Origin of the sequence: Labrenzia sp. THAF35 (genome assembly GCF_009363595.1) — a bacterium.
Classification (GTDB): domain Bacteria; phylum Pseudomonadota; class Alphaproteobacteria; order Rhizobiales; family Stappiaceae; genus Roseibium; species Roseibium algicola.
Window position 1 is genome coordinate 299,134 of the sequence record NZ_CP045380.1, and the last position, 25,196, is coordinate 324,329.

The window sequence follows — 25,196 nt, forward strand, 5'->3', positions numbered from 1 at the left end:
CAACCTGCTGCCAGGTACCATCAAACTTCAAGACGGCTCGCCAAGCACGGAGCAGGTGTCTATTTCGCGTCGTGGAAGATGATCCCTGCGGTGTGTCTCGTGCCGGAGCGCACGCGGCTTACGCCGTGGCGCAGGTTCACGCGGTAATTACCTCTCGTTCCCTGGACAGGCCGGTTGTGAACGGCAAAGGCCACGGCATCCCCCTGGCGCAGGCTGACAACCTCAATGCGGCTCTGCATGCGCGGGCGTTGTTCGGTCATGCAGAATTCGCCACCCGAGAAATCCTTGCCCGGTTCCGATAGCAAAATCGCGACCTGAATCGGAAACACCAGATCGCCGTAAAGATCCTGATGAAGGCAGTTGAAGTCGCCTGCGCCATACTGCAGCAACAAAGGGGTCGGCCGGACCTGGTCCGCTTTGTGGCATTGCTCCAGATACGCGTCATGGGTGACCGGAAATCGTTGATCGAAGCCCATGGCCTCGTTCCACGTGTTGGCAAGACCGGCGAAGCGGGGATAAAGGGCGGTCCGCAATCCACCCAGAATATCCGGCAGCGGATATTTGAAATAACGGTATTCCCCCTTGCCGAAGCCGTGCCGCGCCATGACGACATGGCTTCGGAAATGCTCTTCCTCGGCATAAAGCGACGAAAGGGCACGACATTCCCCGGGCGACAAGAGCTGAGGCAGCGTGGCACAGCCGAAACCGTTCAGCTCTTGGTGGATAGCAGCCCAATCATAACCGGCAACCCGAGCCTCTAAAGAGGTCGCCAAAGCATCCGGACGATCCTCGTTGGCGGTAAGCTTTCTCATGCCCGTTTCTCCCTCTCGATGAGATCGCGCTTGCGCTCCACACCCCATGCGTAGCCGGAAAGTGCACCGCTGGTTCGAACCACACGGTGGCAGGGAATTGCCACTGCGAGCTTGTTGGCAGCACAAGCCCGGGCAACAGCCCGTGATGCCTTGGGTGCCTTGATACGCCGGGCAATCTCGGCATAGGAGACCGTTTCTCCGGCAGGGATTTCCTGAAGAGCTTGCCATACCCGTTGTTGAAAGACGGTTCCGCGGACATCCAAAGGCAGGTCCAGACCGATCTTTGGACATTCGACGTAGCCCACCACCCGGGCCACCAGACCTTCATAGTCGCGATCCGCCCCAAGCAGTGTTGCCTTCGGAAACCGGTCCTGCAGATCTCGGACCAAATCCCCCGGGTCACTTCCGAGAAGAATCGATACAACGCCTTTCTTGCTGGACGCGACCAGAATGGCACCAAGCGTCGTCTGGCCAACAGCGAACCTGATCTCCTCGTCGGCTCCGCCGGCACGGTATTGCGTGGGTGTCATACCCAGCATCCCGGTGGATTTTTCATAGAACCGTCCGCTGGAATTGAAGCCTGCGTCATAGATTGCCTCGGTCACCGTTATGCCGGAACCAAGTCCATCACGGACCTTGTTGGCCCGATGCGCTGACGCATAGTCTTTTGGCGTAAGCCCGGTCGCCGCCTTGAACACCCGGTGAAAGTAGCTGGGGCTACGACCGACGGAGCGAGCAAGATCATCCAGTGACGGCTCTTCTTCGCTGCCTTCAATGATGCGGCAGGCCTTTGCGACAATTGCTGCATTCTCGGCACCGGCAGGCAAGCCTTCCGGCTTGCAGCGCTTGCACGCCCTGAAACCGGTCGCCCGGGCACTTTCGAGCGTGGTGTGAAGCTGTACGTTTTTCGGATTGGCCAGGCGCGAAGGGCACGACGGGCGACAATAGACACCGGTCGTCGACACCGAATACCAGAACTGGCCGTCTGCGGTCTTGTCACGGGCTGCTATGCGCGCCCATCGAGGGTCCTCTGCCAGGGGCAGCTTGGTCAGATTGTCGTTCAAGGCTTCCATTGGTGCGTCTTCCCGAAATTGTTGTCGTCAACTTCGCCAATCCTGTCACCGGCTTCACGACAGTGCACTCCGGTCCTTACCTTCAAATCGGGACCTTCAGCGACCCGTTTTCCGAGCTGCTGGCATATTTGAATTTCAAGGCAAGGGACGGAGCGGAGGCTTCGTTCAAGTCTGTTGAAAAGGCGCTATTGCCTGAAACAGGCGGTCCGGGATTTGCCACAAGGCGGCGCTCCGCCTTGTGGCAAATCGTCCGGTCAGGTCAGCCGAATGGACATGCCGCCATCGACAATCGTCGGGCTGCCCGTCATGAAACTTGCGCGGTCGGACAGCAGGAAAAGCGCTGCCTGTGCGATCTCCCTTGCGTCGGCCATGCGTTTCATGGGGTGCAAACCTGCAATGAACGCCAAGACGTCCGGATTCCCTTCGCCGCCGGCCGGTGTAATTGTGCCACCCGGCATCAAGGCATGAGCCCGAATACCCTCAGCGGCGTGGTCGGAGGCAAGTGATTGCACCAAGCCGTTGAGACCGGCCTTGGAAGCCGCGTAAGCGCCCATGCCGGGCATGCCCGCGTTGCTGAAACCAACAAATGACGATGTGAAGACGATCGAGCCACCGCCGGTTTCCTTCATGACCGGTATCTGCGCTTTTGCTGCCAGAAACGCCGCTGTCAAATTGACAGTCAGGACCTCGTTCCAGTTGCCGATACCCATGTCCGGGACCGGCTCCATGGCCCCGACAATGCCTGCATTGTTGAAGGCACCGTCCAGTCGCCCGAACTCCTTCAGGGCGAGGTCGACCAGTGCCGCGGCATAACCTTCGTCCTTGACGTCGCCCTCCAGAAAAACGGCCGTGCCGCCGGCTTCACGGATTTTGGACGCAACAGCCTCAAGTTCCGCGGAGCGCCTGGCACCGAGGATGACATTCGCTCCTTCGGCCGCAAAAAGGGTCGCTGCGGCAGCCCCGATCCCGCTGCTTGCCCCGGTAATGATGATCGACTTGTTTTCGAGTTCCATGACGTTTTCTCCTGTCTGTCATTGGACCCGGCATAAGCCAGGGTTCGAGCGACAGGTGTCATGATCGGGCCGAGCCGAACTATCCGTTTCTTGTTGTCAAATCCGAGAACCCGTCCCTGTAGGTCAAGGACAGCCTGTGTGCTCCATTGGAGATCGGCTTGCAGACAACAGAGATTGCTGCCCGGTTACAGTCTACCTGCCGGCGGTTCTGAATTTGATGGTGAAGGATTAGGTCTCAACAGCTTCGGACAATCCGGCTGCAGCATACCCAATACAGAAAATCATGTCGCCGGCCGCAAGAGAGCCCTGCGCGGGACCAAATTCTGTTTCAAAACGAATGAAGAGGGAAATGGTACAGACGAGTGGATTCACCTAGTCAGAATATATTTTTCTTGAATTTCAACACCTTACATCACCAACTGCAAACGCAATGTAGCACTTCTCTGTAGCAGTTTTCAAGCTCGCCTCACCTCGAAACTAACGATGGATCTGGATGTTGTCGTAGATGATCGCAGCCCCGAGGTTCATCCTAGTGCCCCACGTAGGGTTCTTGATCAGGAACTCAGCAGCTTCCGCCACGGTGTCGAATGTCAATGCATCGGCAGCTAGATTTGAGCCGGAGGGAAAGCATTTGTAGGCAGAACCACCGACTGGGTAAGCCACCCGCATCACACCATTGGTCAGAGCGCAGATCTTCATAGGTTGTTTCCTGATACAGATGGTCTGGGAAGTTCGTTATTTGGTTGCGAGGCACCCAGGCACTGCTCTATCGGCACCCATCGCGGGAAGCCAGAGAATGGCTCAAGCAGTACTTCGGCTCCCTCAACTGACACCACTCCCTTGATGAACACGCAACCGGGTGCTGTCGCTAGAGGATCTGGCTCAACAGCGTGATCCCCCCTGAGAAGTCGCAGGATGACCGGTTTCCTTGACCAACTGTTCTTAGGGCCGCGAGATCTGCTTGATGCGATATAGGCCCAACTCGTCGCGCCTCGCCAAGTGGTATCAAAGAATACTCCTTCACCAACGGTGCTCCTATCTACATCTGTGTCCCGCCAGACACGCTTGGCTTCTGGATCTAATCCAGTGTTGAAGATCTTCGCGAGGCGACCACGCACAGTGCCGTGATATAAGCACCCGGACCCCGTCATGTGTGCACGAAGGCTTTGTACGAGCTGAAGTCGAAGGTCTCGATTTTCATCAATCGCAAACCACATGGGATCACGTTGACTGTCTTCGATCAGTTGCTTGCGTACCGTCAACAACAGGCCGTGAAGGTTTGAAGAGGTAGAGCTCAACACTGAGTCAATCTGGTCTATATGCTCAAACCGATCACAATTGTCCAAGGACGGCACCAGGAGTGCGTCACTTAGTTCAGCTAGCAGTTCATCCAACTCGGAAAGTTCACTCATTCAGCAGCACCTCAGCCATCCCATCGAGCCGCCGCTTGTATTCCTGCCAGCGGGGCATGTGGCGGTCTAGAAGGGTGTAGAAGCGGGGGCTGTGGTTGTGTTCGGCGTGGTGGACCAGTTCGTGCAGGACCACATAGTCGATGCATTCACGCGGGGCCTTGATGAGGAAAGGGTTCAGGCGAACGGTGCCATCGGTGGAACAGCTGCCCCAGCGCTTGTCGGTCTCGATCAGGTGGAACGGGGGGCTGCTTTCTATCCATTGCAGGGCCTCAGAGACAGCGCTGAGGCGGGTCTTGAGGTAGGCCTGGGCCCTGACCTTGTACCAGCCTCTCAGACGCCCCCTGATGGCCTGCGGGTCCGTGTTCTCGGTCTTGACCTCCATGGTGCCACGATAGAGCCTGACGGACCTCTCGGGCTTCGCGACGGGGATGACCTTCAGGACATGCCGGCGGCCGAGATAGTGCACCTGCTCGCCGCTGACATAGGACCGGGGGAGGACATGGGTGAACCGCTCACGGGCTTCCTGAACGTTCCGATAGATCCAACCGGCCCGCTTGCCGACCGCTTCCCGAATGCGCTGGGCTTCGGTTCCCTCGGGGGCATCAACGACGACCGATCCGTCCTGTTCGACATGGATGGCGACCTTGCCCGAGCGCCCGGCCTTGGGTCGCACTTCATAGGGGATGCGCTCGTCCCCATAGGCAAGAACCCAGTCGCTCACGTCAGCTGTCTTCCCGCCCAGCGCCGCGTCTGACGATTTCGAGGACACGCGAGAGTATTCCTTCTGCCAGCTCCATGCCGCCGCCATAGGCGCTGAAATAGCGCGGCAGCAGCTTCTGCCGTATCTCCTTCATGGCATTCTCCGGGTCAAGGGAGTGGGACGCAATCGCCGACTGGACGATGCTATCGATGTGGACAGCCTCGTCGATCAGATGGTCCTCACCCTTCTCCTTGGCCGTTCCCTCAGGCAGAGCCTGTAGGAGAGCCCCATAGTAAGCCCTGTGGTGGCGGTTGTCGGCGATTCTGTCGGGAATGCCCGGAGCCTGCCCCGTCTTGACCTGCTCCTCCAGATCCTTCAGCAGGACATACTGCTTGTGCGGATGGTCGAAGAGATCTGCCGCTTCCCGAATGGCCTTCTTGAGCAATTCGGAGAAGGCTGCCTGCGCATAGGGGTCCTCTGCGAGATCCTGCTCAATCGTCCGGGTCAGTCGGGACTTGATGAGATCGGCTTCCGTCCGGGTCTTCTCGTCGCTCCAGCTTTCCGGATCGTCGAGCGAGTAGCTTGCCTGCCCCTCTTCAGCGAACCCCGTGATATCGATGACACCCTCGCAGCCTTTGACGCCGATGCCGATCACCTGCTTGTCGATCAGGTCGCGGATCTGCTTCTCATAGGCCGAGAAGTCTACCGTCTCCTGGCTTGCCTGCTTGGCCCAGATGCGCAGCTCGGTGAACCACCTGAGGTCGCTCTTGTAGGTTGCGATCTTCTTCTCGCCGACGGCGTTATCCTCAAAGAAGCTGCGGGTGGAAAGAGCCAGCTTCAGGCACATGCCGAACTCAGAAAGGGCCGCGTAGAACTCGTCACGGACCTTCTGGTGCCTGTCGAAGCTCTCTCCCGCCTCGTCGATCTCGACCTTGGGCACGAGGACACGGCGGAACTGCTCCATGTCCTGCCTGTTCTTCACATCCTTGAAGATCGCCCAGAGATCGCGATAGAGCACGGGCAAGCGTTTATACTCGCTGGAGACGTTCTCGTAGAGGCCGACAAGGTCGTCGATCTCGTAGCCGCCCTGGGTGCGCTCGGCGAGGTCCTGATAGGCGGTCAGGGACGTGTCAAGCTCCTTCAGGATGCCGCGATAGTCGATCAGGTAGCCGTATTTCTTGTCCTCGTGCAGGCGGTTCACACGGGCAATGGCTTGCAGCAGATTGTGTTCCCTCAGGTACTTGTCGATATAGAGGACCGTGTTGCGTGGCTCGTCGAAGCCCGTCAACAGCTTGTCGACCACAATTAGAATGTGCGGCCCACCATCGGTTCCGAAGTCCCTCAGGACGTCCTTCTCGTAACCTTCGGCACCTGCCGGATGCTTGGCCACCGTCTCGGCCCACCACTTCTGGACTTCCGGCGAGTTGGCCGCGCTGGTGTCCTCATGGCCTTCCCGCGTGTCGGGCGGGGAGATGATAACGGCACTCTCGACAAGGCCCAGCGCATCGAGAGCCGCCTTGTAGCGGATCGCCGAGAGCTTGCTGTCGGTGGCGAGCTGCGCCTTGAGGCCAAGGTCTTTCCAGTTGCGGGAGAAGTCTTCTGCGATGTCGAGCGCGATGCAGGTGATGCGCTGGTCGGCCCCATAGATCGTACCCTTGGTGGAAAACTTCTTCTTGAGGTCCGCTCGCTGGTCGTCACTGAGATTGGTGGTCCTTGCGTCGAACCACGCATCGACGGCCCTGTCGTTGATCTCCAGCTCCGGCTGCCGCTCCTCGTAGAGTAGAGGCGTCACCGTCTTGTCTTCGACCGCTCGCTGCATGGTGTAGGCGTGGAGGATCGGGCCGAACTTGTTCTGGGTCTTGTCGTCCTTCAGAAGCGGCGTACCTGTGAAGGCGATGAAGGCGGCATTGGGCAGGGCATTGCGCATCCGTTCATGGCTTTCCCCGCCATGGCTCCTGTGGCCCTCGTCCACCAGCACGATCAGGTCGGAGGAAACGTTGTGGCACTCCGGATAGGACGCCGCAGAGGTGAACTTCTGCAGCAGGGTGAACATGATACGTTCGGTGCCGGAACCGATCCGCTTGGCGAGATCCCGCCCGGACTGCGCCTTTGCCTTCGCGCCTTCCTTCTTGGTGGCCATGGCCGACCCGAAGGCTCCCCCGGACATGAAGGTGTTGGCGAGTTGCCGCTCGAGGTCCGTCCTGTCGGTGATGACGATGGTGCGGCAGTTGGCAAGCTCGGAGCGGAGCAGCAGGGCCTTCAGCAGGAAGACCATGGTGTAGGACTTGCCGGAGCCTGTCGTGTGCCAGATGACACCGCCTTCACGGCCACCGGTCTTGTTCCGCCGTTCTACCTGGCTGAGCATCGATTTGACGCCGAACACCTGTTGGTACCGGGCTGCGATCTTGCCGACCTTCTGGTCGAACAGCAGGAAGTAGCGGATGAACTCCAGCAGCCTGTCGGGCCGAAGCAGACTGTTGATCAGCGTGTCCTGTTCCGTTGCCAGGATCGGCCGCGACCAGAGCTGCTCGAAGTAGTCTCGAATGTACTTGGGGCGCTGGGCGAAGAGCGTGTCCTTGGCTGCAGGAGAGAGAGGCGTATTGACGAGACCAGTCACGTCCTTCTCCGGGATCTCTTCCTCCCGCCACGCCGCCCAGAATTTCTTCGGGGTTCCTGTCGTGGCATAGCGCCCGGTTTCTCCCGAGATGGAGACCAGCAGCTGGGCATAGGCATAGAGCAGGGGGATGCCGCCGGTCTTCTGGTTGCGCAGGTGCTGGGAGATGCCTTCGTCGACCGTGGGCTTGCCGGTCTTGCTGCTGACAGGCCGCTTGGCTTCGATGACCACCAGAGGAAGGCCATTGACGTAGAGCACGATGTCGGGCCGATAGGTGCCCTGGGCTCCGTCCCGTTCGACACTCAGTTCTTCTGTCACCTCCAGCCGGTTGGCGGATGGGGTGTCGAAGTCGAGCAGGGGAATGGTGAAGGACTGGCGCTGGCCATCCGGCATATGCTCGGTGACCGTGACACCATAGACCAGCAGCTTGTACAGCTTCTCGTTGGCAGCCCTCAGGCCCTCGTTCAGGCCGGTATTGGAGATAGCCTTCAGGACCTGCTGAATGCCGCCTGAGGAGAGACTATGGCTCGTGCCACGGTAGCTGTAGCGATAGGCCTCCAGCCAGCTCCTGAGGGCATTCTCAAGCAGGACCGAGCGCTCACCACCGCGCCGCTGAAGGCAGACTTCTGGAGAGACGTAGGACCAGCCGAGCTTCATCAGCAGTGCCAGAGCCGGGATCTTGGCTTGTGCCTCTTCGCTGGAGTTTGGGCGGTTGTGCTTGTTCATGGATTGGCATCGCACAATGATGTCTACTTGTTCAGTAGTAGAAGTGATTGAATAGCAATTCATCTTCGGCTGCTGTTCTCACGAGGACTTTAGCCGCGGCTTCGACGAGCCGAATATCACGGTCCTGCTCTCCTTCTAAAAGGATGCGGAATTTGTTCCCGTGAAGCAGATTGTTGCGTATTTGTTTGACTGCTTTGAACAGGCTCCGCTTATCAGTAATTGGTTGCGCATCGACCCAACCGTTTTCCACTGTCCGCCGTCTCGGAGGTTCTTGTATCAAGTACCCTACGTCGGGAAGGTCTTTCACTCTGTCGAAGAAGTCGTCCGCGACAATTTCATTCACGTAATCCCCGTAGAGAATTACCAGTTGGTTTCCTTGATCTTTGGAAAACGTCGGACTTTGTCCATTCGGACGTTCACGTTTCATCAAGGCATACTCAAGCCGGGCGTAGATCGCCATGAGGCGCGAGGCCTCAGTAGGCAGGCCCAACAAGATGTCATCGACTGATTGCGCCAGTTCCTGATATCGCTGCTCAGCATAGGCGACAGTATCTGCCTCGCTCATAAGTCTCCCTCCCTGAATAAGCGCTTTCGGAAGGTACCATTAGGAGTTGAACAAACAAACGCATTCCTTCAAGCCACGCGAACCCGCCGCTTGCCTGTCAGCAGTTGCTGCATCAAGCCTCGTTTCTCAGATCTCAGCTTCTCGCATGTTCTTCTAGCGTTTCGTATTTCAAAATCGCAATGATCCAAGACTTCAGCGATTGCTTCTTGCTCTGAGAAAGTTGGGATCAACGCGGGTACTTCTGCGAACTGTCGATACTTTAGGTTCCACGTGTCTGATGTGAGGCCCTGAGAAAACCGCCGAAACTTGTGAACCTGTGAGGGAAGTCTGAAAAGGTGTGCGGCAAACCGCGCATGTATAGATGCACTTGGCACAACAATTGTGTAGGCAGGGCTTACCAGACCATCGAGTCTGGAAAGAGCAGAAACCCCCTGCCACATGCGCATAGTATTGTAGCCGATATCACCCTCACGAATTCTCTTGTAGCTTGATTTGTCTTCTCTCGAAGTGTCTCTGCGATCAGTTTCCGACTGGTAGATCACCCCGCGTCCGGACGTGATTGAGAGGAGCGGTAAGTCATCACCGCCTCGTTCAGCTCGCTCAGAAAAGACTTGACCTAGTCGAAACTCTCGCCACTCCCCTTGGAACCCCTTCAGTCGACGTTTGCCGGTCAGCAGTTGCTGCATGAGGGCTTTCTTTTGGGCTTCGGCGTTGGCGAGCAGCTTCTCGGTCGTCTCGATGGCCTTGTCCCATGTCGAGAGGATCTCGGAGATCTTCTTCTGTTCGGGGAGTGGGGGAAGGTTCACCGGATAAGGATTGATGTGCTTGTTGTTGATCTGCGGTATAGTAGACGTGTCGGCTATACGGTATAGACCTTCATCTAATATCTTGTAGTAGAGGAATTCATAGTCCGCTTTGTCGCCGTCGACTTCCAGAGCCATCATGTTGGAGTCGATGATGTTTGGAACTTCGGCTATTCGAACTTTGTTTCCTGAAATAGCCGCTCCACGTTTCGGGAAAAGGATGGCATTGGCTGCTACTGGCTTAGACGCTTGTTCAACATAGTTTCTGCTTCGAGACTGGTATTTGGTCGAGTTGTTGAGGTCTTCGACTTTCAAGTATGGAATTGGCCCGTAATCCCGTGTGTCGAGACTCGCAGGAGCTTTCCCGCCGCGAATGCGCACAAGCTCGCCAAGTGTCGTCGCTACCCATCCCTCAGGAACCATATCCAAGCTCCTTCAGGTAACCGTCCATCTTGGCTTCCAGATCCGCCATCTCGGACTTCAAGGCTTCCCGCTCCTGACGAACGGCCATGAGGTCGATCTCGTCCTCCTCCTCGAAGGTGTCCACGTAGCGCGGGATATTGAGATTGAAGTCGTTCTCCTTGATCTCCTCAAGGCTGGCGAGCTTGGCGTACTTGTTGAGACTCTCCCGGTCATCGAAGGCGGAGAAGATCCTGTCGAGCTGCTCGTCCCCCAGCCGGTTCTGGTTGGTGCCCTCGATATACTCTCGTGAGGCATCGATGAAGAGCACCTTGTCGTCGGCCTTCTTCTTCCTGAGAACGAGGATCGCAGCCGGAATGCCGGTGCCGAAGAACAGCTTCTCGGGCAGGCCGATCACGGTATCCAGCAAGTTCTCCTCAACAAGCTGCTGACGGATCTTGCCCTCGGAGGAGCCCCGGAACAGCACCCCGTGGGGTACGACGACAGCCATGCGCCCACTAGTCGGCTTCAGCGTCTCCACCATGTGGGAAATGAAGGCATAGTCCCCCTTGGTCTTGGGCGGCAGGCCTCGGTCGAACCTGCCGAAGGGATCGTTCGCCGCCTTGTCGTAGCCCCACTTGTCGAGACTGAAGGGCGGATTGGCGACGACCACGTCGAACAGCCTCAGCGTATCATCCTGCGTTCTGAGCTTCGGGTTGGAGATCGTGTCGCCCCATTCGATCTGATGGTTGGTCTCGCCATGCAGGAACATGTTCATCTTGGCGAGCGCCCAGGTGGACCCGATGGCTTCCTGACCGAAGAGCGCATAGGGGGCCTTACCGTTGGTCGACTTGATCTCACGGGCACACTTCAAGAGCAGCGAGCCGGAGCCGCAGGTCGGATCACAGATCTCGTCGCCTTCCTGAGGTTCCACCAGCCGCGCCATGAGCATGGAGACCTCCGCAGGGGTATAGAACTCCCCGGCCTTCTTGCCAGCCGTTGCGGCAAAGCGGGAGATCAGGAACTCGTAGGCCCCGCCGATGATATCCAGGGTGCCCACCCGCGAGGGCCGCATGTCCAGCGTCGGCTTGGCGAAGTCCTCCATCAGGTGGCGCAGGATGTCGTTCTTCTGCTCCTCGTCGCCCAGCTTATTGGCGTTGAAGGAGATGTCCTGAAAGACATCCCTCAGTTTCGCCCCGTTGGCTTCCTCAATGGCATGAAGAGCCCGGTCGATCCGCTCCCCGTTCCCGGCCTTGTGGCGCTGGGCATGAAGGGCATCGAAGCTGGCCCCTTCAGGCAGCACGAACTGCTCGTCCTTCATCATCGCCGCGATCAGCTCGGGGTGGTCGCCATGCTCCCGCTTGTAGCTCTCATAATGGTCCTTCCAGACATCCGAGATGTACTTCAGGAAGAGCATGGTCAGGACATAGTCCTTGTAGATCGACGGATCGACCACGCCCCGAAAGGTGTCACACGCCGCCCAAGCGGCCTTGTTGATCTGATCCTGAGAAACTCTTTCGGCGGACATATGATTCCCGGTGGTTGTCAGAAATTGGGGTGACGTTAGCCGGGGGGGAGCACGAGGGGAAGAGGCAGGCGGATTACTTAACAAGGCTGATGATGCCCAGTACCAGGCCGATCACACCAAGACCAAGCGATACCATTGCCAAAACCGCACTGACACGAACCTGAGGGTCTCTGACGGTTGCATACCAGATGAGAGTTCCCAGAATGCCCACCCTGTCAATTTCCAATGTGAGGTTTTCTGATGGCACGACACCGAGTAGTGCTCTGAGATCGTAGTCCAATTGAATGACATTGTCGGCTTTGTAGTGGCCAATAACTGTTGCTAGTACAGACCGGCCATCACTTCTTGAAATGCGGACAATATCGAACCTGTCTGCATTATCACGACGTTCATGGTTGATCGCAGCTCGTCCTTGCCCAGTATGCTTCAAAGGGAGTTCCGCGATTTCAAATTCTCCTCGATATCCCATGCCACTGCCCCCTGAGTGTGTGCTTTTAATCAAACCCGAACGGCAACACTAGATTGTATGCGTGTGATCTTCTAGCTTTCCTTTGCTAAGGGCGTAGGGACGAAAGCAGGTGCGTACCCCGGGAATGAGTGACAATCTGCGAGTGGTGTCAAAGGAGAAAAGGGGGGAAGAATATGAAGCAGCCAGGCTCCGTGCCAGCGCTTGAAGAACTCGGACGTATGCACTTGTCGGAGAACTTCTTCATGCGTGACTTTCTGTATTCGGAGATCTCCAACTTCTTCGGCATACCCAACATCCCGCATTATCCCGACATCGCCATCGAAGCAGGGACGCAGCTCTGTGAGCAGCTTTTGGAACCGCTCAGATCGGCTTTCGGACATGTTGCTATACGCTCGGCCTACCGCTCGCCGGAGGTCAACGCTTACGGCAACAAACACGGCCACAATTGCGCGAGCAACGAGGCCAACTTTGCCGATCACATCTGGGATTATCGGGACACGGAGGGACGTCTGGGGGCAACGGCCTGTATCGTGATTCCGTGGTTCTGGGACCGCTATAAGGACAAAGGCGACTGGCAAAGGCTCGCCTGGTGGATCCACGACCACCTGCCTTACAACACGCTCTGCTTCTTTCCCAAACGCTGGGCGGTAAATGTCAATTGGCGAGAGCACCCCGAACGCCGGATCGACAGCTACGCCGCACCCAGGGGTGTGCTGACGAAGCCCGGTATGGCCAATCACGGTGGACTGCATCGAGAATTTTTCGAAGGACTACCAGCAGCGCCAAGCGGCAACTCGGGAGGAACCCGGTGAAATCGTTAGATGAGTGGACCGACTTCGAGCTGCAGACCCTCATCGGCAACTACCGTCGACTTGAGAAAACCGATGATCCAGTCTTTCCCGACCTGCTCGAGGAATGGAGCCGCAGAAAGGGGCAGGGTCTCGATTTCAAGAAGACAATGAAAGCGGTAACTAAGGTCGCCAAAGAGGGCCGGTTCCTTGCGTACAAGCAGCTTGCTGACGAAAGCGGCGCTGACTGGGCGAAGGTACACTATGCGATGAATACGCATCTGAGAGATCTTATTGAATTTGCCCACCATCGAGGATGGCCCTTGTTGAGTGCCATCGTCGTCAACCAGAAGAACTTAATGACTGGAGACATGGAACCTCAAACCTTGAAAGGCTTCGTGTCTGCCGCAAAGGAGCTGGGATACGTCGTGACGGATGAGAAGGTCTTCCTGCGGGAACAGCAGGAGCAGGTTTTTCTCTGGGCTAAAGGGCAGGTGGCAGCTGATGACCAGTCTCTTTGAAGTCACTGCAGGCAGGCTCAAGCCTGTCTCAAGGGCGTCACTCGCCACCGAGGAGCAGATCGAAACCTGGGTCGCCGAAAACCCCGCTATTCTCGGATTGGATGTCTTGATCATCGGTCGACAAGTCATTGTCGAGAACCGTGGCCGCCTCGATCTGCTTGGGCTCGATGCTTCGGGCAATCTTGCGATCCTGGAGCTGAAGCGAGACCGGACGCCGCGAGAGATTGTTGCGCAGGTCCTGGACTACGCCAGCTGGGCAGTAGGGTTGACCACGCGGGATGTGCACGACCTCGCCAATAGGTATCTGAGCAAGCCGCTTCCTGCAGCCTTTCAGGAACGTTTCGACAGGGGGCTTCCGGAGACGCTCAACGGGGACCACCGAATGGTGATCATCGCGAGTGAGCTTGACGCCACCACCAACCGGATCGTGGAGTATCTCGCCGAGAGGCATGACCTTTCCATCAACGTTGCCCTGTTCCGCATATTTCAGGACGGCGACCGGCAGCTTCTTGCTACAGACTGGCAGATGGACCCGGATGAGGTCGAGGAGCGATCAGCCTCGAAAGTCCGAGCTCCGTGGACGGGCTACTGGTACATCAATGTCGGCGAGAGCGAGGACAGGTCCTGGGAAGACATGCGCCGTTATGGATTCATTTCAGCAGGCAACGGCCGCTTCTACTCAGGGCGTCTTGAGCAACTATCTATCGGAGACAAGATATTCGCCTACCAGAAGGGACGAGGCTATGTCGGCTACGGTGAAGTGACGGCTCCGGCAGTCATGGTGAGGGACTTCGCCACTGCGTCCGGGAACCTTCTTTCCGTTCAACTGGTCCAACCCAATCTCGCTCACGATAGGGACGACGAGGAGCTGGCCGAATACGCCGTCGGCGTAAACTGGATCAGGACTTATCCAATGGCTGAAGCGAAGACATTCCGGGGGGTCTTTGCCAATCAGAACGTTGTCTGCAAGCTTCGGGACGCCGCCACGCTGGAATTCTTGTCGAGCGCCTTCGGTGTGTCTGCAGGGATAACCTAGACGGGCGCTGAAGCCGGAATGTTTGGTGCAAATTTCTGAGCGGCCAATCGGAGTACTGGCTGAGCTGGCTTCCCCCTGTGGGGTGTTCAAGCCTCCCCGCGAGCCTTCAACGTCTTGATGATGTCGGCACCCAGTTGTCGCGTGTTCTTCTTGCCGCCGCTGCCATTCAGGATGTCCACGCCAAGAACAGCTGCGATCTTCCTGAGGTGGGGCTTGGCAACAGACTGAACTTCCCCGCCAATCAGCACAACGATAGTGCCGTTTTCGTATTGCCGGAGAGTGTAACCTTCGAAGGTGATTTCGTTGTCCACCTTCAGATGGTCGAGTGGTTTCGCGGGTTTCTGAATCAGCAAAGTCGAGAGCCTGAAGGTGTCAGCATAGGGAGCGACTTTTTGCTTCAGTTCATTGATGGAGCAATCGAGAAGTTCTTCAACTGAGACGCCTTCTTCCGGGTCCACATTCACGCGGAGGATCATCACCCGATCACACAGTTCAAGGGTATTTGGATTGAAGGACACATGGTTGGCCGTGGTTACGGTCTTGACGGAGATCCGTTCATTCTCGGCACTGATGACGTCATAGCCACGCTGGTTGGTGTCCAGAGCCATCTGACCCCGTGTGATCATTGCGGCATAGAGTTCACCGATCCGCCCTGTCAGGTGTCTTAGCTCACCCGGTGCAACACCCCAGTCCAGCTCCCGCTCGTACCATGTCAGTGCTTCACCGAGCGACTGGATAACCTGAACCTGCGTAAGCGCCACGATACATCCTCCATTTGGGAAGCTGATAGCCTGATAGATCGCCACTCACAATCTAAAGGTTCTCAGGTTGACCCTGACACGATCCGCTCCATGCGGACGGTGCGCGAGCAGGAGGGCTTTACCGTGCCTCAGATCATATCCGAGACGGGATTGTCGAAGGCAATTGTCTGCAACGTACTTCCCCTCTCGGCCTTCAGTCGAATTAGGTGACACCATCGACGAGCAAAACCGCCAGCGGGCTAGATACGTCGCTCGTCGAGCAGCTTTTCGCGGTTTAGAAATTCGAGTTCAATCCAAAGGGCGGCGCTACGCTAGAGTTCTTTTCCAGCGCCAATCAAGTGCCACCATTCCTAGATGCGCCAGTCGCGACTTTGTCAGCCGGATTTCTCGATGTTTTCTCGAGATCAAAGCTCCCGAGAACAAATAAAGTTGCACCATCGCCCCCTCCAAAAAACCTCGCAGGGCTCGCCTGCATAATTCTCTGCAATCCGGAGGATCGTATCCATGCATCTCTCCGCCTAGCTGTTCTGCCGGTTGCCAAAGCAATCATGGCATCTCCAAACACAAGGAAAACCAATGACCATCTCAAATCAGACCGACCAATCCTGGGATCCTGCACCAACCCTCTCAATGGTGAGCTACTGTAAAGAAATGGCACCCAACATGGACTTGGCTAAGGTTGCGGTGCTGCTTCATCTCGCAAATGAACCCGGCTGTACGAGCCGCTACCTCACCGAAAAAATGGACGTTAACCAGAGCACTATTTCCAGAATAGTTGGCTATCTCGGAAGGGGGGACGCACGAAGCAAATATGGCGGTCTAGGCTGGGTCAGTTCTCACCCGGACCCCGAAGACCCACGTAAGCATCGCCATGATCTAACGTCTGCAGGCAAGGCTGTTGTTATCCAGTTGTTAGCACAGCCCCACCTCTGAGTTCGAGAGCTCCGGGGTCTCCAGCCGCTCCCTCGAGACCTCCGGTAACTTGATACTGAGAAGAGCCCTATTCGCTCCTACATAGAAATAAGTAGCACCATCAGGAGCACACCGACCGATGGAAGGCCCGTAGCTCTCCTCGTCGCTTTTCGTTTCCACCTCCCACCCTTCAAGAAAACCATGAAACACCAACCAACACTGGCTGGGGTATCGTCCCAGGCTATCGACTGCTGCCTGCCCGCTCCCGTATCGGGGGGCAATTTTTCCCATAGCTATAATGAAGTTTTGACCCCACCCACCTCGTTAACGTCGGAGATCAAAGACCGCGTTCTCGCTAAGCTGAAGCTTCAACTGCAGAGTTATGGTCAGTCTCCTTCCCCTTCTCAGTGGGCGGGTCTGTCCGACGTCGTCGACACCCTAACCGCCATGCTCAGCGGAACCTGTCCACCGAAGGTTCACCTCTCCAGTCTTGATCCCGGCATGGGGAAGACCACTGCCTTGACTCAATTCCTGAAGGAAGTTGTACGCTCTTCCGATCATGCAGATGTTGGCGTTGTCGTCTTCCTGTCCCGCAAGGCAGAGATCGAACGACTGGTCGAGGAGGCCAATCTTCGTCCGGATGACTTTGCAGTCTACACCGCTGATGATGAGTGCAACGCCATATCCCCCACACCGGTCAATGATGCCCAAGTCCTCTTCACGACACAGCAGATGCTAACGAGCAGGTGCAAAGGCGGGAGCTTTGAACAGTGTTCGGCTTTCTATTATCTACATCGTGTCCGTGATGTCCGTGTCTGGGATGAGACGCTGGAGCCCGGCGAAGTCGTGACGCTCAGCAGCGACGACTTGGGCGAGCTTCTCCCCTATCTGCGTCGAATGGCTGTCACCACTGCGGATCAAGTCCAGGACCTTCTCGGGAAAACGGTGAGCGCACCATCGGGCTCGGTCATCACCATACCTGCCTTCGAAGGACTGACGGGCCTCCGTGTCTCGTCAGATCATGGCGGGTCTCTGCGTCGCAATCTGGACGCGCTGGCCGCGATGTCAGGACGACCAGTCCGGATCTTGCCGGGTCAAGGCAAGCAGAAGGTTGCGCTCTACACCCGAGACGCATTACCGACAGACATGGCCCCGCTTCTGGTCCTCGACGCTTCCGGACGTGTCCGCGAGACCTACAACTGTTGGAATCGTCACCGCACAGGCCTAGTGCGCCTGAGGTCTGCCCCTAAGGACTATTCTGCCCTGACCGTGCATGTTCTCGACCAGGGCTCAGGCAAAGACAGCTGGACGAAGAACGATGACCGACTGGCGGTTGAGATCGCGACGGTGATCGACAGCAAACCGGATGAACCTTGGCTTGTGGTCTGTCACAAGGACTTCGTCTCCATCTCAATTCCGAAGCTGATCCTTGAGCAAGTAACGACCGCCAGAGACCGGGTCCAGTTCGTCACCTGGGGCCAACACACCGCGACCAACGCCTTCGCTGACATACCCAATGTAGTCATAGCCAGCACATATTGCTTGCCCGATTGGCAGTACTCCGGTCTTGCATATGCCTGCAGCGGGAGACCGGTAAACCAGGAGCTGGCACACTCGGCGGTGGGTGCAATCCGTCTCGGAGAACATGGCCATAACATCTACCAGGCTCTGTGTCGGGCTTCGGTTCGAGGCAATGATGGGGGACGGTGCAAACCCTGTAAGGCCTACTTCATCGCAGCCAAGGCAAGCGGAATACGTGACAAGCTGGCTGACTGGTTCTCTGGCTGTCAGGTCACCACATGGTCGCCGTCGCGTCGGAGGCTTCAAGGACAGAAGAAGAGAGCGGTCCTCGACTACATCGCAACTCGTCGGGCTGAAGACCCGGATGCGGTTATCCTCTTCAAAGAAGTGCAGGAGGCTGTTGGTATCTCGGATCGAAAACAACTGACCAAGATACGCAAGTGCGAGCACTTTCGTGCTGAGTTGACCGAATTAGGGCTTCAGGAGCACATGATCGGCAACCGTAAAGGAGCGAATGCGTTCATCCGCTTCTTCCATCCCATCCTGGGCGGTGACTGACCCAGAAATGTTGTGTGGGTCAAAAATCTGAGCGACTTATCAATAGTGGGGGGAGATGCGTTTCCCCCCATACCTCACCTTGCGATCAATAACCCCTGTTGCTTCTATCCAAATTTGGGGTGTCTTCATTTTTGTAACAGTCACAACGTTCCTTGACGTTTGATACAACACTTCGTTAGACTCCCATTCAACGTTGAGATGGGGTGGCTAAGGCTATGAAGAAATACGTGATCTACAAACGTGTGAGTACAGCTGAACAGGGACGCAGCGGGTTGGGACTGGAGGCGCAGGAGCGCGACATCCAACTCTTTCTCGATGGGTTTTCTGATGTTCCCTTCGAGATTGTGTCTTCATTTGTTGATATTCTGAGCGGCGGCAACAACGACCGCCCCGAGCTTAAGAAGGCTATAGAGCTGGCCAAGAAGGAGGATGCCGAGCTACTGGTTGCCAAGCTCGACAGGCTGTCGCGCAAGGTCTCCTTCATCGCCAGCCTAATGGATGATCCGAAGCTCTCCATCCGTGTGGCCCAGATGCCCTATGCGGACAAATTCCAGCTGCACATCTACGCGGCCCTGGCTGAGCAGGAGCGGGATTTCATCAGTGCCCGCACCAAGGCAGCTCTTGCAGAGGCCAAACGCCGTGGCAAGCAACTCGGCGGTCTCCGCGACAAGACGATGAAGAGGAATAAGGTCGTCAAAGCGGATGCCCAGCGCCGCGCCGAGAAACTCAAAGGTGCCATCTTGCCGATGAAAAAGGCGGGCATGTCATTGAGAGCTATAGCTGGTGAGCTGAACACACTCGACATTCCGACTGCACGGAATGGGAAGTGGACCGCCATGCAGGTCAAGCGGACGCTCGATCGGCTTGGCAACTCTTAACTGCACCGTTAAAACAATGCACCGGCTCTAAAGTGATAGCTATTAGCAGCCGAAAGCCACTGCACCTTCAGCCAATATAACGCATGGCTGACTTAGCCTAGTTTCGTTTGGAACACGACAGGTAGACTAATTTGCAGACACTTCTAATTCGATATAGAGAAACTAGGAAAGTATGGGGTTAAACGTTGAAGGTACAAGAGCTAAGGGGGGCAACCGCCCACCTTATTGGACTAAATAACATCAACGTTATTATGGGTCGTAACGGCGCTGGTAAGAGCCGATTGCTTCGAGACATCGAGGAAAGTTCAAGCCGGCAAGAACAAGATTTTTATGCTCATTACGTAAGTCCTGAACGGGCTGGAACTTTCAAACGCGACGGCAATGTCCTCACACAAATAAATAACAGCCCAGGTTGGCTGCGACAAGTTCGATCAGCCAATCAGGCAAATAACTTCAAAGCTGCCTCAGCAACGCTGTTTCGCGAAGCCGAAACCCTTTATCTGCGTCGACTTGCCGGAACTCCTGAAATTCGAATGGATCCTACGAGAAACTTTGAAGCAGATCGGCTGAGTAAAATTAATCGACTACTTACAAATATTTCTCTGGAGATGGGAAGCACAGATTTCGAGTTTCGCTCACTTTTTGATGGAAAAATACTAAATTCAGACCAGATTAGCAGCGGAGAATCAGAAGCAGTCGCACTAGCCTCAGAGATTCTTTATTTCTTTGACACGATTGACCCTGCGAAATTTAATGTCCTACTTCTTGATGAACCTGACGTTCATCTTCACCCTGACCTCCAGGGGCGACTAGGAAAACTGATCATTTCTATGCTTGATGAGTTCAAGGAGCACGCAGATAGCATTGCGATTTGTATCGCTACGCATAGCAGCCCCTTGATATGTTCACTTGCGGACTCAAAATACGTATCAATCGGCACGAAGAATTTCACTGTCGATTCCATCAAGCTCGCACCGGCCAGTGAGGAACTGCGCAAGGTTGCACCGTTTTTCGGCCACCCCTTGTCACTTTCGTTGAACCAAGATGCCGCGCTTATCCTTGAAGGCGAGGACGACGAACGAGTCTGGCAGCAAGCTGCACGTACTTCGCGGGGGAGAATTAAGGTATTTCCAGTATTAGCGTGTAGCGTCGATCAGCAGACCGAGCTTGAAAAGTTCTGCCTCGGCATTCTCAATACGCTTTACGATGAACCTGTCGCATTCTCGTTGCGCGACGGCGACGGCGTAGTTAATGAACCGCTTGAACACAATCTACCGCTCAAGCGATACCGACTACACTGCTATGCTATCGAGAACACGCTACTAAGCGACCCATGCCTCTCAGTTATGAAAACGACCTGGGATGAGTTTGTAGCAGCAGCCAAGGTTTGGGCCAAAAACGATCCAAATCATCGAGATGTTGACCTCATAAAAGAACTAATTGTCGACAAAGATCGATTTCGCCACAAGAAGATCAAAAAAATACGCCAACTTGTCTGCTCAATCTCCAACTGCAAAAAGCCTTGGGAAGTTGTTGTCGGTCAAGCGATTGGAAACCTGAATAAAGAAGACCTTTCCAATAACAACATGCTAGTATATTTCCTCGGAAATGATATGGTTGAAGATATAATCTTCAGAAATTCAGAATAATAATTCATTTCAATTATACGGAAACTTAACGTGCATACATGGTTACGCGCCGGTTAGCGACAAGCCTATGGATTAGGTCGGTTGACAAACTATCAATCCGGTCAAAACCTACAGTCGAGAAACTCTGCATCAGATTACAGCTGATTCGTCCTCCGTTTTCGCTCGTCTTCAATCCAGTCCCGCCACGGAAGTAAATCACCCATTCTCTCCTTAAATGGGAACGCCTTGGATGCAACGTTTTCAGGTCGAACTTCATCGAGACTACTTGAGAGCTTCCAACCCTGGCGTTCTTCCGCGACAGCCAGATCAATTGCAGCTTCAAAGGTTTCGGCGTCAGCGGTTGCAAGCGTTTCCTCTAGATCAGTCATAGCGCAAAAGAGTATCGGCTTACGATCTTCCGGAGTGATGTCCGGATCCTTGTCCGCAGCCATTGCGATAGCTTTTTCCATTAAGTCATCGATAAGGCTACTACCCATAAGCAACCAACTATCGAGCGTTAAGACAACTCCTGTGGCCTTTTCATGAGCCTCGTAACCGGTCAACCCACGCCTGCAGTGCGAAAAATAGCGCCAGAGTTGGAAAACGGCCTTTACGATATCATTATAGCCACGCTCACTCAGCGGATCATCAGCGAAACGTGCATCAATCGACATTCGCGTCGCCTTACATTCAAACGCAATTCTGGCTTGCTGTCCCGCTATCCAAAGAATGTCCGGGCTTTTCGTTTCAGCTTTACGCCACCGATAGCCGTACTCCTCCCGCCACGGAATACTTGGCAGCATCGCGCACAGATAATGGAACGCATATTGCTCAAAGCGGCGGCCATATTCGTCACGCACGTCTCCAGGGCCATCTACAATATCGTAAAAAATCCCTGAGGTTACGCGCTCCAAAATAAGCTGAGGTAAAGGGGATCGAATACGAAAACTCTCGCCTCCGAATATGAGGCAAGGAAAACGCCTTAAGACGCTTGGTTGGTATGCTATAGGCCAGTGCCGTCGTCTAATGCTCCTCGCCAGCAATTGCGCTTCGCTCTTTGGAAGGGCAAGAAGGCGAAGCGCTGCATGGTATTTCTCTTGACTAAGCGGCAGATTGCCAAAGTCCATTGTGCGATTGGCAACCGGCTGTTTGTTCAATAGTGCGTATAGAGCAAAGCCGATCAACGAGAATTCATTCACCGTCAATCCATGTGTCGACTCAAAGTATTCAGCAGAGCGCCCCTGCCCGTAAATGAAAGTCGAGCGGTAGAATTGCGGAATATTGGCCCAGCCACGCTGCCAATCGAACTGTCGAGCAGCAATACGCGGCATTTCTTTGAAAACATCCATATGTCGAAGTTTTATCCCGGCCTCTGAATTTTCGAGATCGCGCAACGTATTCAGAATATCAATAAGCGCGTTGTATTTCCGGCAGTCCAAATGACGCCACTGACCGCGAATAGGCTTCGTTCTTTTCGGGACGACCAATAGCTCGTTAACAAGCGTCTCTAATTCCCATTTATGAATATGATGTGGGCTTGCTAGATCCTCTGTAATCGCATTGGTGTGAACGTTCAGTAGAAAGCGTAATCCAACAGTAGAATGTCCGGACTGCAAGAGGTTAGCGGCCCAAACTAGTTGGACAAACGCCTCATCTGACGCGAGTTCTAGGTAGCGCCGTAATCTTTTTCGATATCTATCGCGCAATCCCGCTCCTACTTTACCATTGGGTAATCGCATTTCCAGGCTTTGCCAGTACAGAAACCTGCTCACTCAAACTTCACGGCTGAATTCATTCGAATCGCGGACAAATCCACCCCATCAAACTTCAGCGACTGCATAGCGTTATTCAACTCGCGATAGAAGACCTCGCCGTAACCATAGCGGCTGCGCATTCCGACCTGCATGTGGCCTTGGAGGAAGTCGGCGAAGTCCATGTTCATCCCGGCAGCTCGGCAGAAGTCCTCGAAGTTGTGCCGGAAGCTATGGAAGCTGACGCCCTTACGCTCGATACCTGCCTCCAGCATGAAACGCTTGAAGTGCTTTGAGAAAGGCCCGGAGTAGCTCCCATTGGGGCCGACCTGGGTCTCGGGGAACAGGCGCTTCGAACCCTCGTCTTTCCGATTCTGGACGAACTTGAGGAAGTCCAGCGACTCGAGTTCGGCATGGACCGGGATGTCGCGCTTGGAGGACTTGGTCTTCAGCTTCTTGTCCTCCCCGTCATCATTGATCGAGATGCAGGTCACGCCGTGCTTTTCCACCACGTCGGCGACGTAAAGCTGCAGGATCTCGTTCAACCTGGCTCCTGTGAACAGGCTGATCACCGGCACCCAGTATTTCGCATCCGTCATGAGGACGACATCTCCAGGCTTCTTCCACTCCCGCGCCGACTTGCAGCCAGTGTAGATCGTCGAGGTGAAGAGGCTGGAGAGTTCGGCAAGAGTGAAAGGATGCCGCTCTTCCTTCGCCTGAACGCGTCGCGTCGACAGGCTGAGACCATCAAACAGGTTGCCGGGTATGTCGTCGTAGTGACTCTGTGCCCAGCGCCAGAAGGAACCGACGAAGCGCAGGATCTTGTTGACGCTGGTTGTCGACATGGATGGTATATCGAGCGACACAGCCGTCTCTGCAGCCCGCTCAATAGACATCTCCCGGAGCACCGCCTTCTTCTTCCAGTTGGACGGCAGACGCAGCAGCACCTGCTTGAAACGGCGGGCATCGTCTTTGCCGTATTCGTTGATAGGCCGATCTCCACACAACAGCATGAACTGCTCGGCCCAGACCCTATGCTCCTTGGCTGTCGCCTCTGTCCAATCCTCTTTTGACTTCTCCTTGATCCAGTCTTCCAAAACGACAGAAAGCTTGGGGCATACTCGCGTCAATTCGATCTTGGGATCAGGAGTCGCCACATAGTTCCCCTCATTCCGGCTCTGCATGTCCGCGAAAGCCTGGAGGGTCGCGTCCTGCAGCGCTGCAGCAAACTGCTTGAACGCCTTGGTGCCAGGAGACACCTTCAGGTTCACCTCCGGCCATTCCGACACCTCGTTGACTTCAAACTCGTAGTGTGGCTCTACCCTGAACCGACCCCGTAGCTGTCGAACATGTTTCTCAAGCTCATCAGTGGTCGCTTCCCAGTCGTTAAACGACGGTGTCGGCAGTTCGGGCTGGACTTCATGGTCTTCCCGGAAACCGTCCAATCGGACAGCTTCGTCCTCTTCCAGCAGATGCGCATGATAGATGGCCTTGATGGCCTGGATCTGGTCAGGAGAAAGCTCATCAACAATAGGCACCGTGTCACGTGCTCGTAGCGAGCGCCGATGCTCGTCGAACCGGTTGTCGATCTCCACGGCCTTGATACGTACCTTGCGGAGAGCCTCGGCGCGGTCCTTGGTCCGAAGAGAGATCAGCTCCTCTCGTTTGCCATAGGTATCCACGATGTCGGCAGGCACGACGGCACGGTGATAATAGACCGCTCCACGGCGGTACAAACGGGTATGGCCAGACACCTTTTTTAGACCCTCGCTGTAGCAGTTTCCTGTAGCAGTGGTCGCAAGAGTGTCTTGCATATCAATAAGTTATTGAATCCAAGAAGATAGAAAGAGAAATGGTACAGACGAGTGGATTCGAACCACCGACCTTCGGAGCCACAATCCGACGCTCTAACCAACTGAGCTACGTCTGCTTAAAGGCGTGAGGTGACGCGGACCATACTGACCCGTGCCGCCATTTGCAAGGGCGTCTTCTAAACTCGTTTTTTCCAACCCGCAAGCGGGAATTTGCGGAAATTTTCGAGCTGTTGAAAAGCAAATGCCCGGAGCGTTGCCCCGGGCATAACAACCGTTTGCCGATGTCATCGGCATGGCTCTGCCGAACCGCAATCAGGTGACTGCGGACGGCAGGATGCCGGATTAGTTGACCTTGATGTCCTTGAAGGACTTCTCGAACGCTTCCTTGACCGGTGCGGAAACGTCGGTACCGAGCTTGGTAGCCAGTTCGTGCATTTCCTTGGACTGGGCGCTCAGAGCGTCAAACTGCTGGCGAGCAAACGTGGACTGCAGCTCGATAGCTTCAGCCAGGCTCTTCGCAGACATGATGTCCTTCACGAAAGTGAAAGTTGCGTCGGCGTTGGCTTTGGCAGCATCAACGGCCTTGTGGTTGAATTCGACAACGCCCTGGCGGGAAGTCTCGAAAGTGTCTTCCATCAGGTCGGTTGCGTCTTCAGCAGCGTTTTTCACTTTTGCATAGGCTTCGCGAGCGTTCTCGATGCCTTTTTCGGTTGCTTCACGGAACATGGCCGGAACTTCCATTTTCGGCATAGCAAAAGCCTCGAAGTCAGGGAAAGCTACACCAGCAGCAGCGGTTTTGGCTTTGGTGGTGCGAGCTTTCGGCGCCGGCTTTGCCGGAGCAGTGGTTGTGGTGTCAGTCATGATCTCATCTCCTTGAGTCCGGATGCGATCATTGGTGCAAGTTCATTCCGCCG

Annotated in this window: 21 protein-coding genes and 1 tRNA gene; 7 read left to right on the forward strand and 15 right to left on the reverse strand. The window is 55.5% G+C overall.

Translation table 11 applies throughout. The annotated features are described in order from the left end of the window. Positions 1-59 precede the first annotated feature (59 nt). The 10 genes from FIU93_RS01415 to FIU93_RS01460 all read right to left on the reverse strand — a co-directional run bounded on the left by FIU93_RS01415 (position 60) and on the right by FIU93_RS01460 (position 12,114). Positions 60-812 carry a 2OG-Fe(II) oxygenase gene (locus tag FIU93_RS01415; RefSeq protein ID WP_152504641.1) on the reverse strand — a complete coding sequence of 251 codons (753 nt, stop codon included), beginning with the start codon at positions 810-812 and terminating at the stop codon, positions 60-62. Continuing rightward, positions 809-1,885, reverse strand: coding sequence for a bifunctional DNA-binding transcriptional regulator/O6-methylguanine-DNA methyltransferase Ada (ada, locus tag FIU93_RS01420; RefSeq protein WP_152504642.1), 1,077 nt, complete (start codon positions 1,883-1,885; stop codon positions 809-811). The genes FIU93_RS01415 and ada overlap by 4 nt, the downstream gene beginning before the upstream one ends. A 254-nt stretch (positions 1,886-2,139) precedes the next feature. Beyond that, entirely contained in the window at positions 2,140-2,898 is a 759-nt protein-coding gene (locus FIU93_RS01425; protein ID WP_152504643.1) for an SDR family oxidoreductase, read from the reverse strand. A 477-nt stretch (positions 2,899-3,375) separates the two neighbouring features. Further along, positions 3,376-3,597, reverse strand: coding sequence for a hypothetical protein (locus FIU93_RS01430; RefSeq protein ID WP_152504644.1), 222 nt, complete (start codon positions 3,595-3,597; stop codon positions 3,376-3,378). A 705-nt stretch (positions 3,598-4,302) separates the two neighbouring features. Continuing rightward, the gene (locus FIU93_RS01435; RefSeq protein ID WP_286202396.1) at positions 4,303-5,031 is read right to left on the reverse strand and encodes a SprT family zinc-dependent metalloprotease; all 729 of its coding nucleotides are present in this window, start codon (positions 5,029-5,031) and stop codon (positions 4,303-4,305) included. A gap of 1 nt (position 5,032) precedes the next feature. Beyond that, entirely contained in the window at positions 5,033-8,350 is a 3,318-nt protein-coding gene (locus FIU93_RS01440) for an HsdR family type I site-specific deoxyribonuclease (protein ID WP_152504646.1), read from the reverse strand. Positions 8,351-8,381: 31 nt separating this feature from the next. After that, positions 8,382-8,915: a hypothetical protein gene (locus FIU93_RS01445; RefSeq protein ID WP_152504647.1), complete on the reverse strand. Its 534-nt coding sequence runs from the start codon at positions 8,913-8,915 to the stop codon at positions 8,382-8,384. A 68-nt stretch (positions 8,916-8,983) separates the two neighbouring features. Then, positions 8,984-10,141 carry a restriction endonuclease subunit S gene (locus FIU93_RS01450; protein WP_152504648.1) on the reverse strand — a complete coding sequence of 386 codons (1,158 nt, stop codon included), beginning with the start codon at positions 10,139-10,141 and terminating at the stop codon, positions 8,984-8,986. Continuing rightward, on the reverse strand, positions 10,131-11,645 hold the full coding sequence (locus FIU93_RS01455) for a type I restriction-modification system subunit M (RefSeq protein ID WP_152504649.1): 1,515 nt from the start codon (positions 11,643-11,645) through the stop codon (positions 10,131-10,133). The genes FIU93_RS01450 and FIU93_RS01455 overlap by 11 nt, the downstream gene beginning before the upstream one ends. Positions 11,646-11,718: 73 nt before the next feature. After that, on the reverse strand, positions 11,719-12,114 hold the full coding sequence (locus FIU93_RS01460; protein WP_152504650.1) for a hypothetical protein: 396 nt from the start codon (positions 12,112-12,114) through the stop codon (positions 11,719-11,721). A gap of 173 nt (positions 12,115-12,287) precedes the next feature. On the opposite strand from FIU93_RS01460, the gene FIU93_RS01465 reads away from it, so the two are divergent. The 3 genes from FIU93_RS01465 to FIU93_RS01475 are packed head-to-tail and all read left to right on the forward strand — an operon-like array spanning position 12,288 to position 14,459. Further along, a complete protein-coding gene (locus FIU93_RS01465; protein WP_152504651.1) occupies positions 12,288-12,926 on the forward strand; it encodes a hypothetical protein in 639 nt (212 codons plus the stop codon). Continuing rightward, positions 12,923-13,423, forward strand: a complete 501-nt coding sequence (locus FIU93_RS01470) for a hypothetical protein (protein ID WP_152504652.1) — start codon at positions 12,923-12,925, stop codon at positions 13,421-13,423. The genes FIU93_RS01465 and FIU93_RS01470 overlap by 4 nt, the downstream gene beginning before the upstream one ends. Next, a complete protein-coding gene (locus FIU93_RS01475; protein ID WP_152504653.1) occupies positions 13,407-14,459 on the forward strand; it encodes a hypothetical protein in 1,053 nt (350 codons plus the stop codon). Before FIU93_RS01470 ends, FIU93_RS01475 begins: the two co-directional genes overlap by 17 nt. Positions 14,460-14,545: 86 nt before the next feature. Here the strand turns inward: FIU93_RS01475 and FIU93_RS01480 are convergent, their stop codons facing one another. Next, positions 14,546-15,220, reverse strand: coding sequence for a hypothetical protein (locus tag FIU93_RS01480; RefSeq protein WP_152504654.1), 675 nt, complete (start codon positions 15,218-15,220; stop codon positions 14,546-14,548). Positions 15,221-15,796: 576 nt separating this feature from the next. Between FIU93_RS01480 and FIU93_RS01485 the strand changes: the two genes are divergently transcribed. The 4 genes from FIU93_RS01485 (at position 15,797) to FIU93_RS01500 (ending at position 20,738) form a co-directional block, all read left to right on the forward strand. Continuing rightward, complete coding sequence (locus FIU93_RS01485) at positions 15,797-16,153, forward strand: MarR family winged helix-turn-helix transcriptional regulator (RefSeq protein WP_145903665.1); 357 nt, start codon at positions 15,797-15,799, stop codon at positions 16,151-16,153. A 180-nt stretch (positions 16,154-16,333) separates the two neighbouring features. After that, positions 16,334-18,211: a hypothetical protein gene (locus tag FIU93_RS01490; protein WP_152504655.1), complete on the forward strand. Its 1,878-nt coding sequence runs from the start codon at positions 16,334-16,336 to the stop codon at positions 18,209-18,211. Positions 18,212-18,426: 215 nt separating this feature from the next. Then, the gene (locus tag FIU93_RS01495; RefSeq protein ID WP_152504656.1) at positions 18,427-19,089 is read left to right on the forward strand and encodes a recombinase family protein; all 663 of its coding nucleotides are present in this window, start codon (positions 18,427-18,429) and stop codon (positions 19,087-19,089) included. Positions 19,090-19,274: 185 nt separating this feature from the next. Continuing rightward, positions 19,275-20,738, forward strand: a complete 1,464-nt coding sequence (locus FIU93_RS01500; RefSeq protein WP_209010265.1) for an AAA family ATPase — start codon at positions 19,275-19,277, stop codon at positions 20,736-20,738. A 134-nt stretch (positions 20,739-20,872) separates the two neighbouring features. Here the strand turns inward: FIU93_RS01500 and FIU93_RS01505 are convergent, their stop codons facing one another. From FIU93_RS01505 to FIU93_RS01520, 4 genes are all read right to left on the reverse strand, one after another. After that, positions 20,873-22,489 (reverse strand): hypothetical protein, encoded by a 1,617-nt coding sequence (locus FIU93_RS01505; RefSeq protein ID WP_152504657.1) that lies wholly within the window; start codon positions 22,487-22,489, stop codon positions 20,873-20,875. Continuing rightward, positions 22,486-24,222 carry a site-specific integrase gene (locus FIU93_RS01510; protein ID WP_173017240.1) on the reverse strand — a complete coding sequence of 579 codons (1,737 nt, stop codon included), beginning with the start codon at positions 24,220-24,222 and terminating at the stop codon, positions 22,486-22,488. Before FIU93_RS01510 ends, FIU93_RS01505 begins: the two co-directional genes overlap by 4 nt. Positions 24,223-24,321: 99 nt before the next feature. Then, positions 24,322-24,398 (reverse strand) — tRNA-His (locus FIU93_RS01515). Positions 24,399-24,624: 226 nt separating this feature from the next. After that, positions 24,625-25,143, reverse strand: coding sequence for a phasin (locus FIU93_RS01520; protein ID WP_023002171.1), 519 nt, complete (start codon positions 25,141-25,143; stop codon positions 24,625-24,627). Positions 25,144-25,196: the final 53 nt, after the last annotated feature.

Excerpts from the sequence above, each read along its gene's own strand:
- FIU93_RS01415 (WP_152504641.1), bottom strand. The coding sequence starts at position 812 with ATGAGAAAGCTTACCGCCAACGAGGATCGTCCGGATGCTTTGGCGACC.
- ada (WP_152504642.1), bottom strand. The coding sequence starts at position 1,885 with ATGGAAGCCTTGAACGACAATCTGACCAAGCTGCCCCTGGCAGAGGAC.
- FIU93_RS01425 (WP_152504643.1), bottom strand. The coding sequence starts at position 2,898 with ATGGAACTCGAAAACAAGTCGATCATCATTACCGGGGCAAGCAGCGGG.
- FIU93_RS01430 (WP_152504644.1), bottom strand. The coding sequence starts at position 3,597 with ATGAAGATCTGCGCTCTGACCAATGGTGTGATGCGGGTGGCTTACCCA.
- FIU93_RS01440 (WP_152504646.1), bottom strand. The coding sequence starts at position 8,350 with ATGAACAAGCACAACCGCCCAAACTCCAGCGAAGAGGCACAAGCCAAG.
- FIU93_RS01445 (WP_152504647.1), bottom strand. The coding sequence starts at position 8,915 with ATGAGCGAGGCAGATACTGTCGCCTATGCTGAGCAGCGATATCAGGAA.
- FIU93_RS01450 (WP_152504648.1), bottom strand. The coding sequence starts at position 10,141 with ATGGTTCCTGAGGGATGGGTAGCGACGACACTTGGCGAGCTTGTGCGC.
- FIU93_RS01455 (WP_152504649.1), bottom strand. The coding sequence starts at position 11,645 with ATGTCCGCCGAAAGAGTTTCTCAGGATCAGATCAACAAGGCCGCTTGG.
- FIU93_RS01460 (WP_152504650.1), bottom strand. The coding sequence starts at position 12,114 with ATGGGATATCGAGGAGAATTTGAAATCGCGGAACTCCCTTTGAAGCAT.
- FIU93_RS01465 (WP_152504651.1), top strand. The coding sequence starts at position 12,288 with ATGAAGCAGCCAGGCTCCGTGCCAGCGCTTGAAGAACTCGGACGTATG.
- FIU93_RS01475 (WP_152504653.1), top strand. The coding sequence starts at position 13,407 with ATGACCAGTCTCTTTGAAGTCACTGCAGGCAGGCTCAAGCCTGTCTCA.
- FIU93_RS01485 (WP_145903665.1), top strand. The coding sequence starts at position 15,797 with ATGACCATCTCAAATCAGACCGACCAATCCTGGGATCCTGCACCAACC.
- FIU93_RS01490 (WP_152504655.1), top strand. The coding sequence starts at position 16,334 with ATGAAACACCAACCAACACTGGCTGGGGTATCGTCCCAGGCTATCGAC.
- FIU93_RS01495 (WP_152504656.1), top strand. The coding sequence starts at position 18,427 with ATGAAGAAATACGTGATCTACAAACGTGTGAGTACAGCTGAACAGGGA.
- FIU93_RS01520 (WP_023002171.1), bottom strand. The coding sequence starts at position 25,143 with ATGACTGACACCACAACCACTGCTCCGGCAAAGCCGGCGCCGAAAGCT.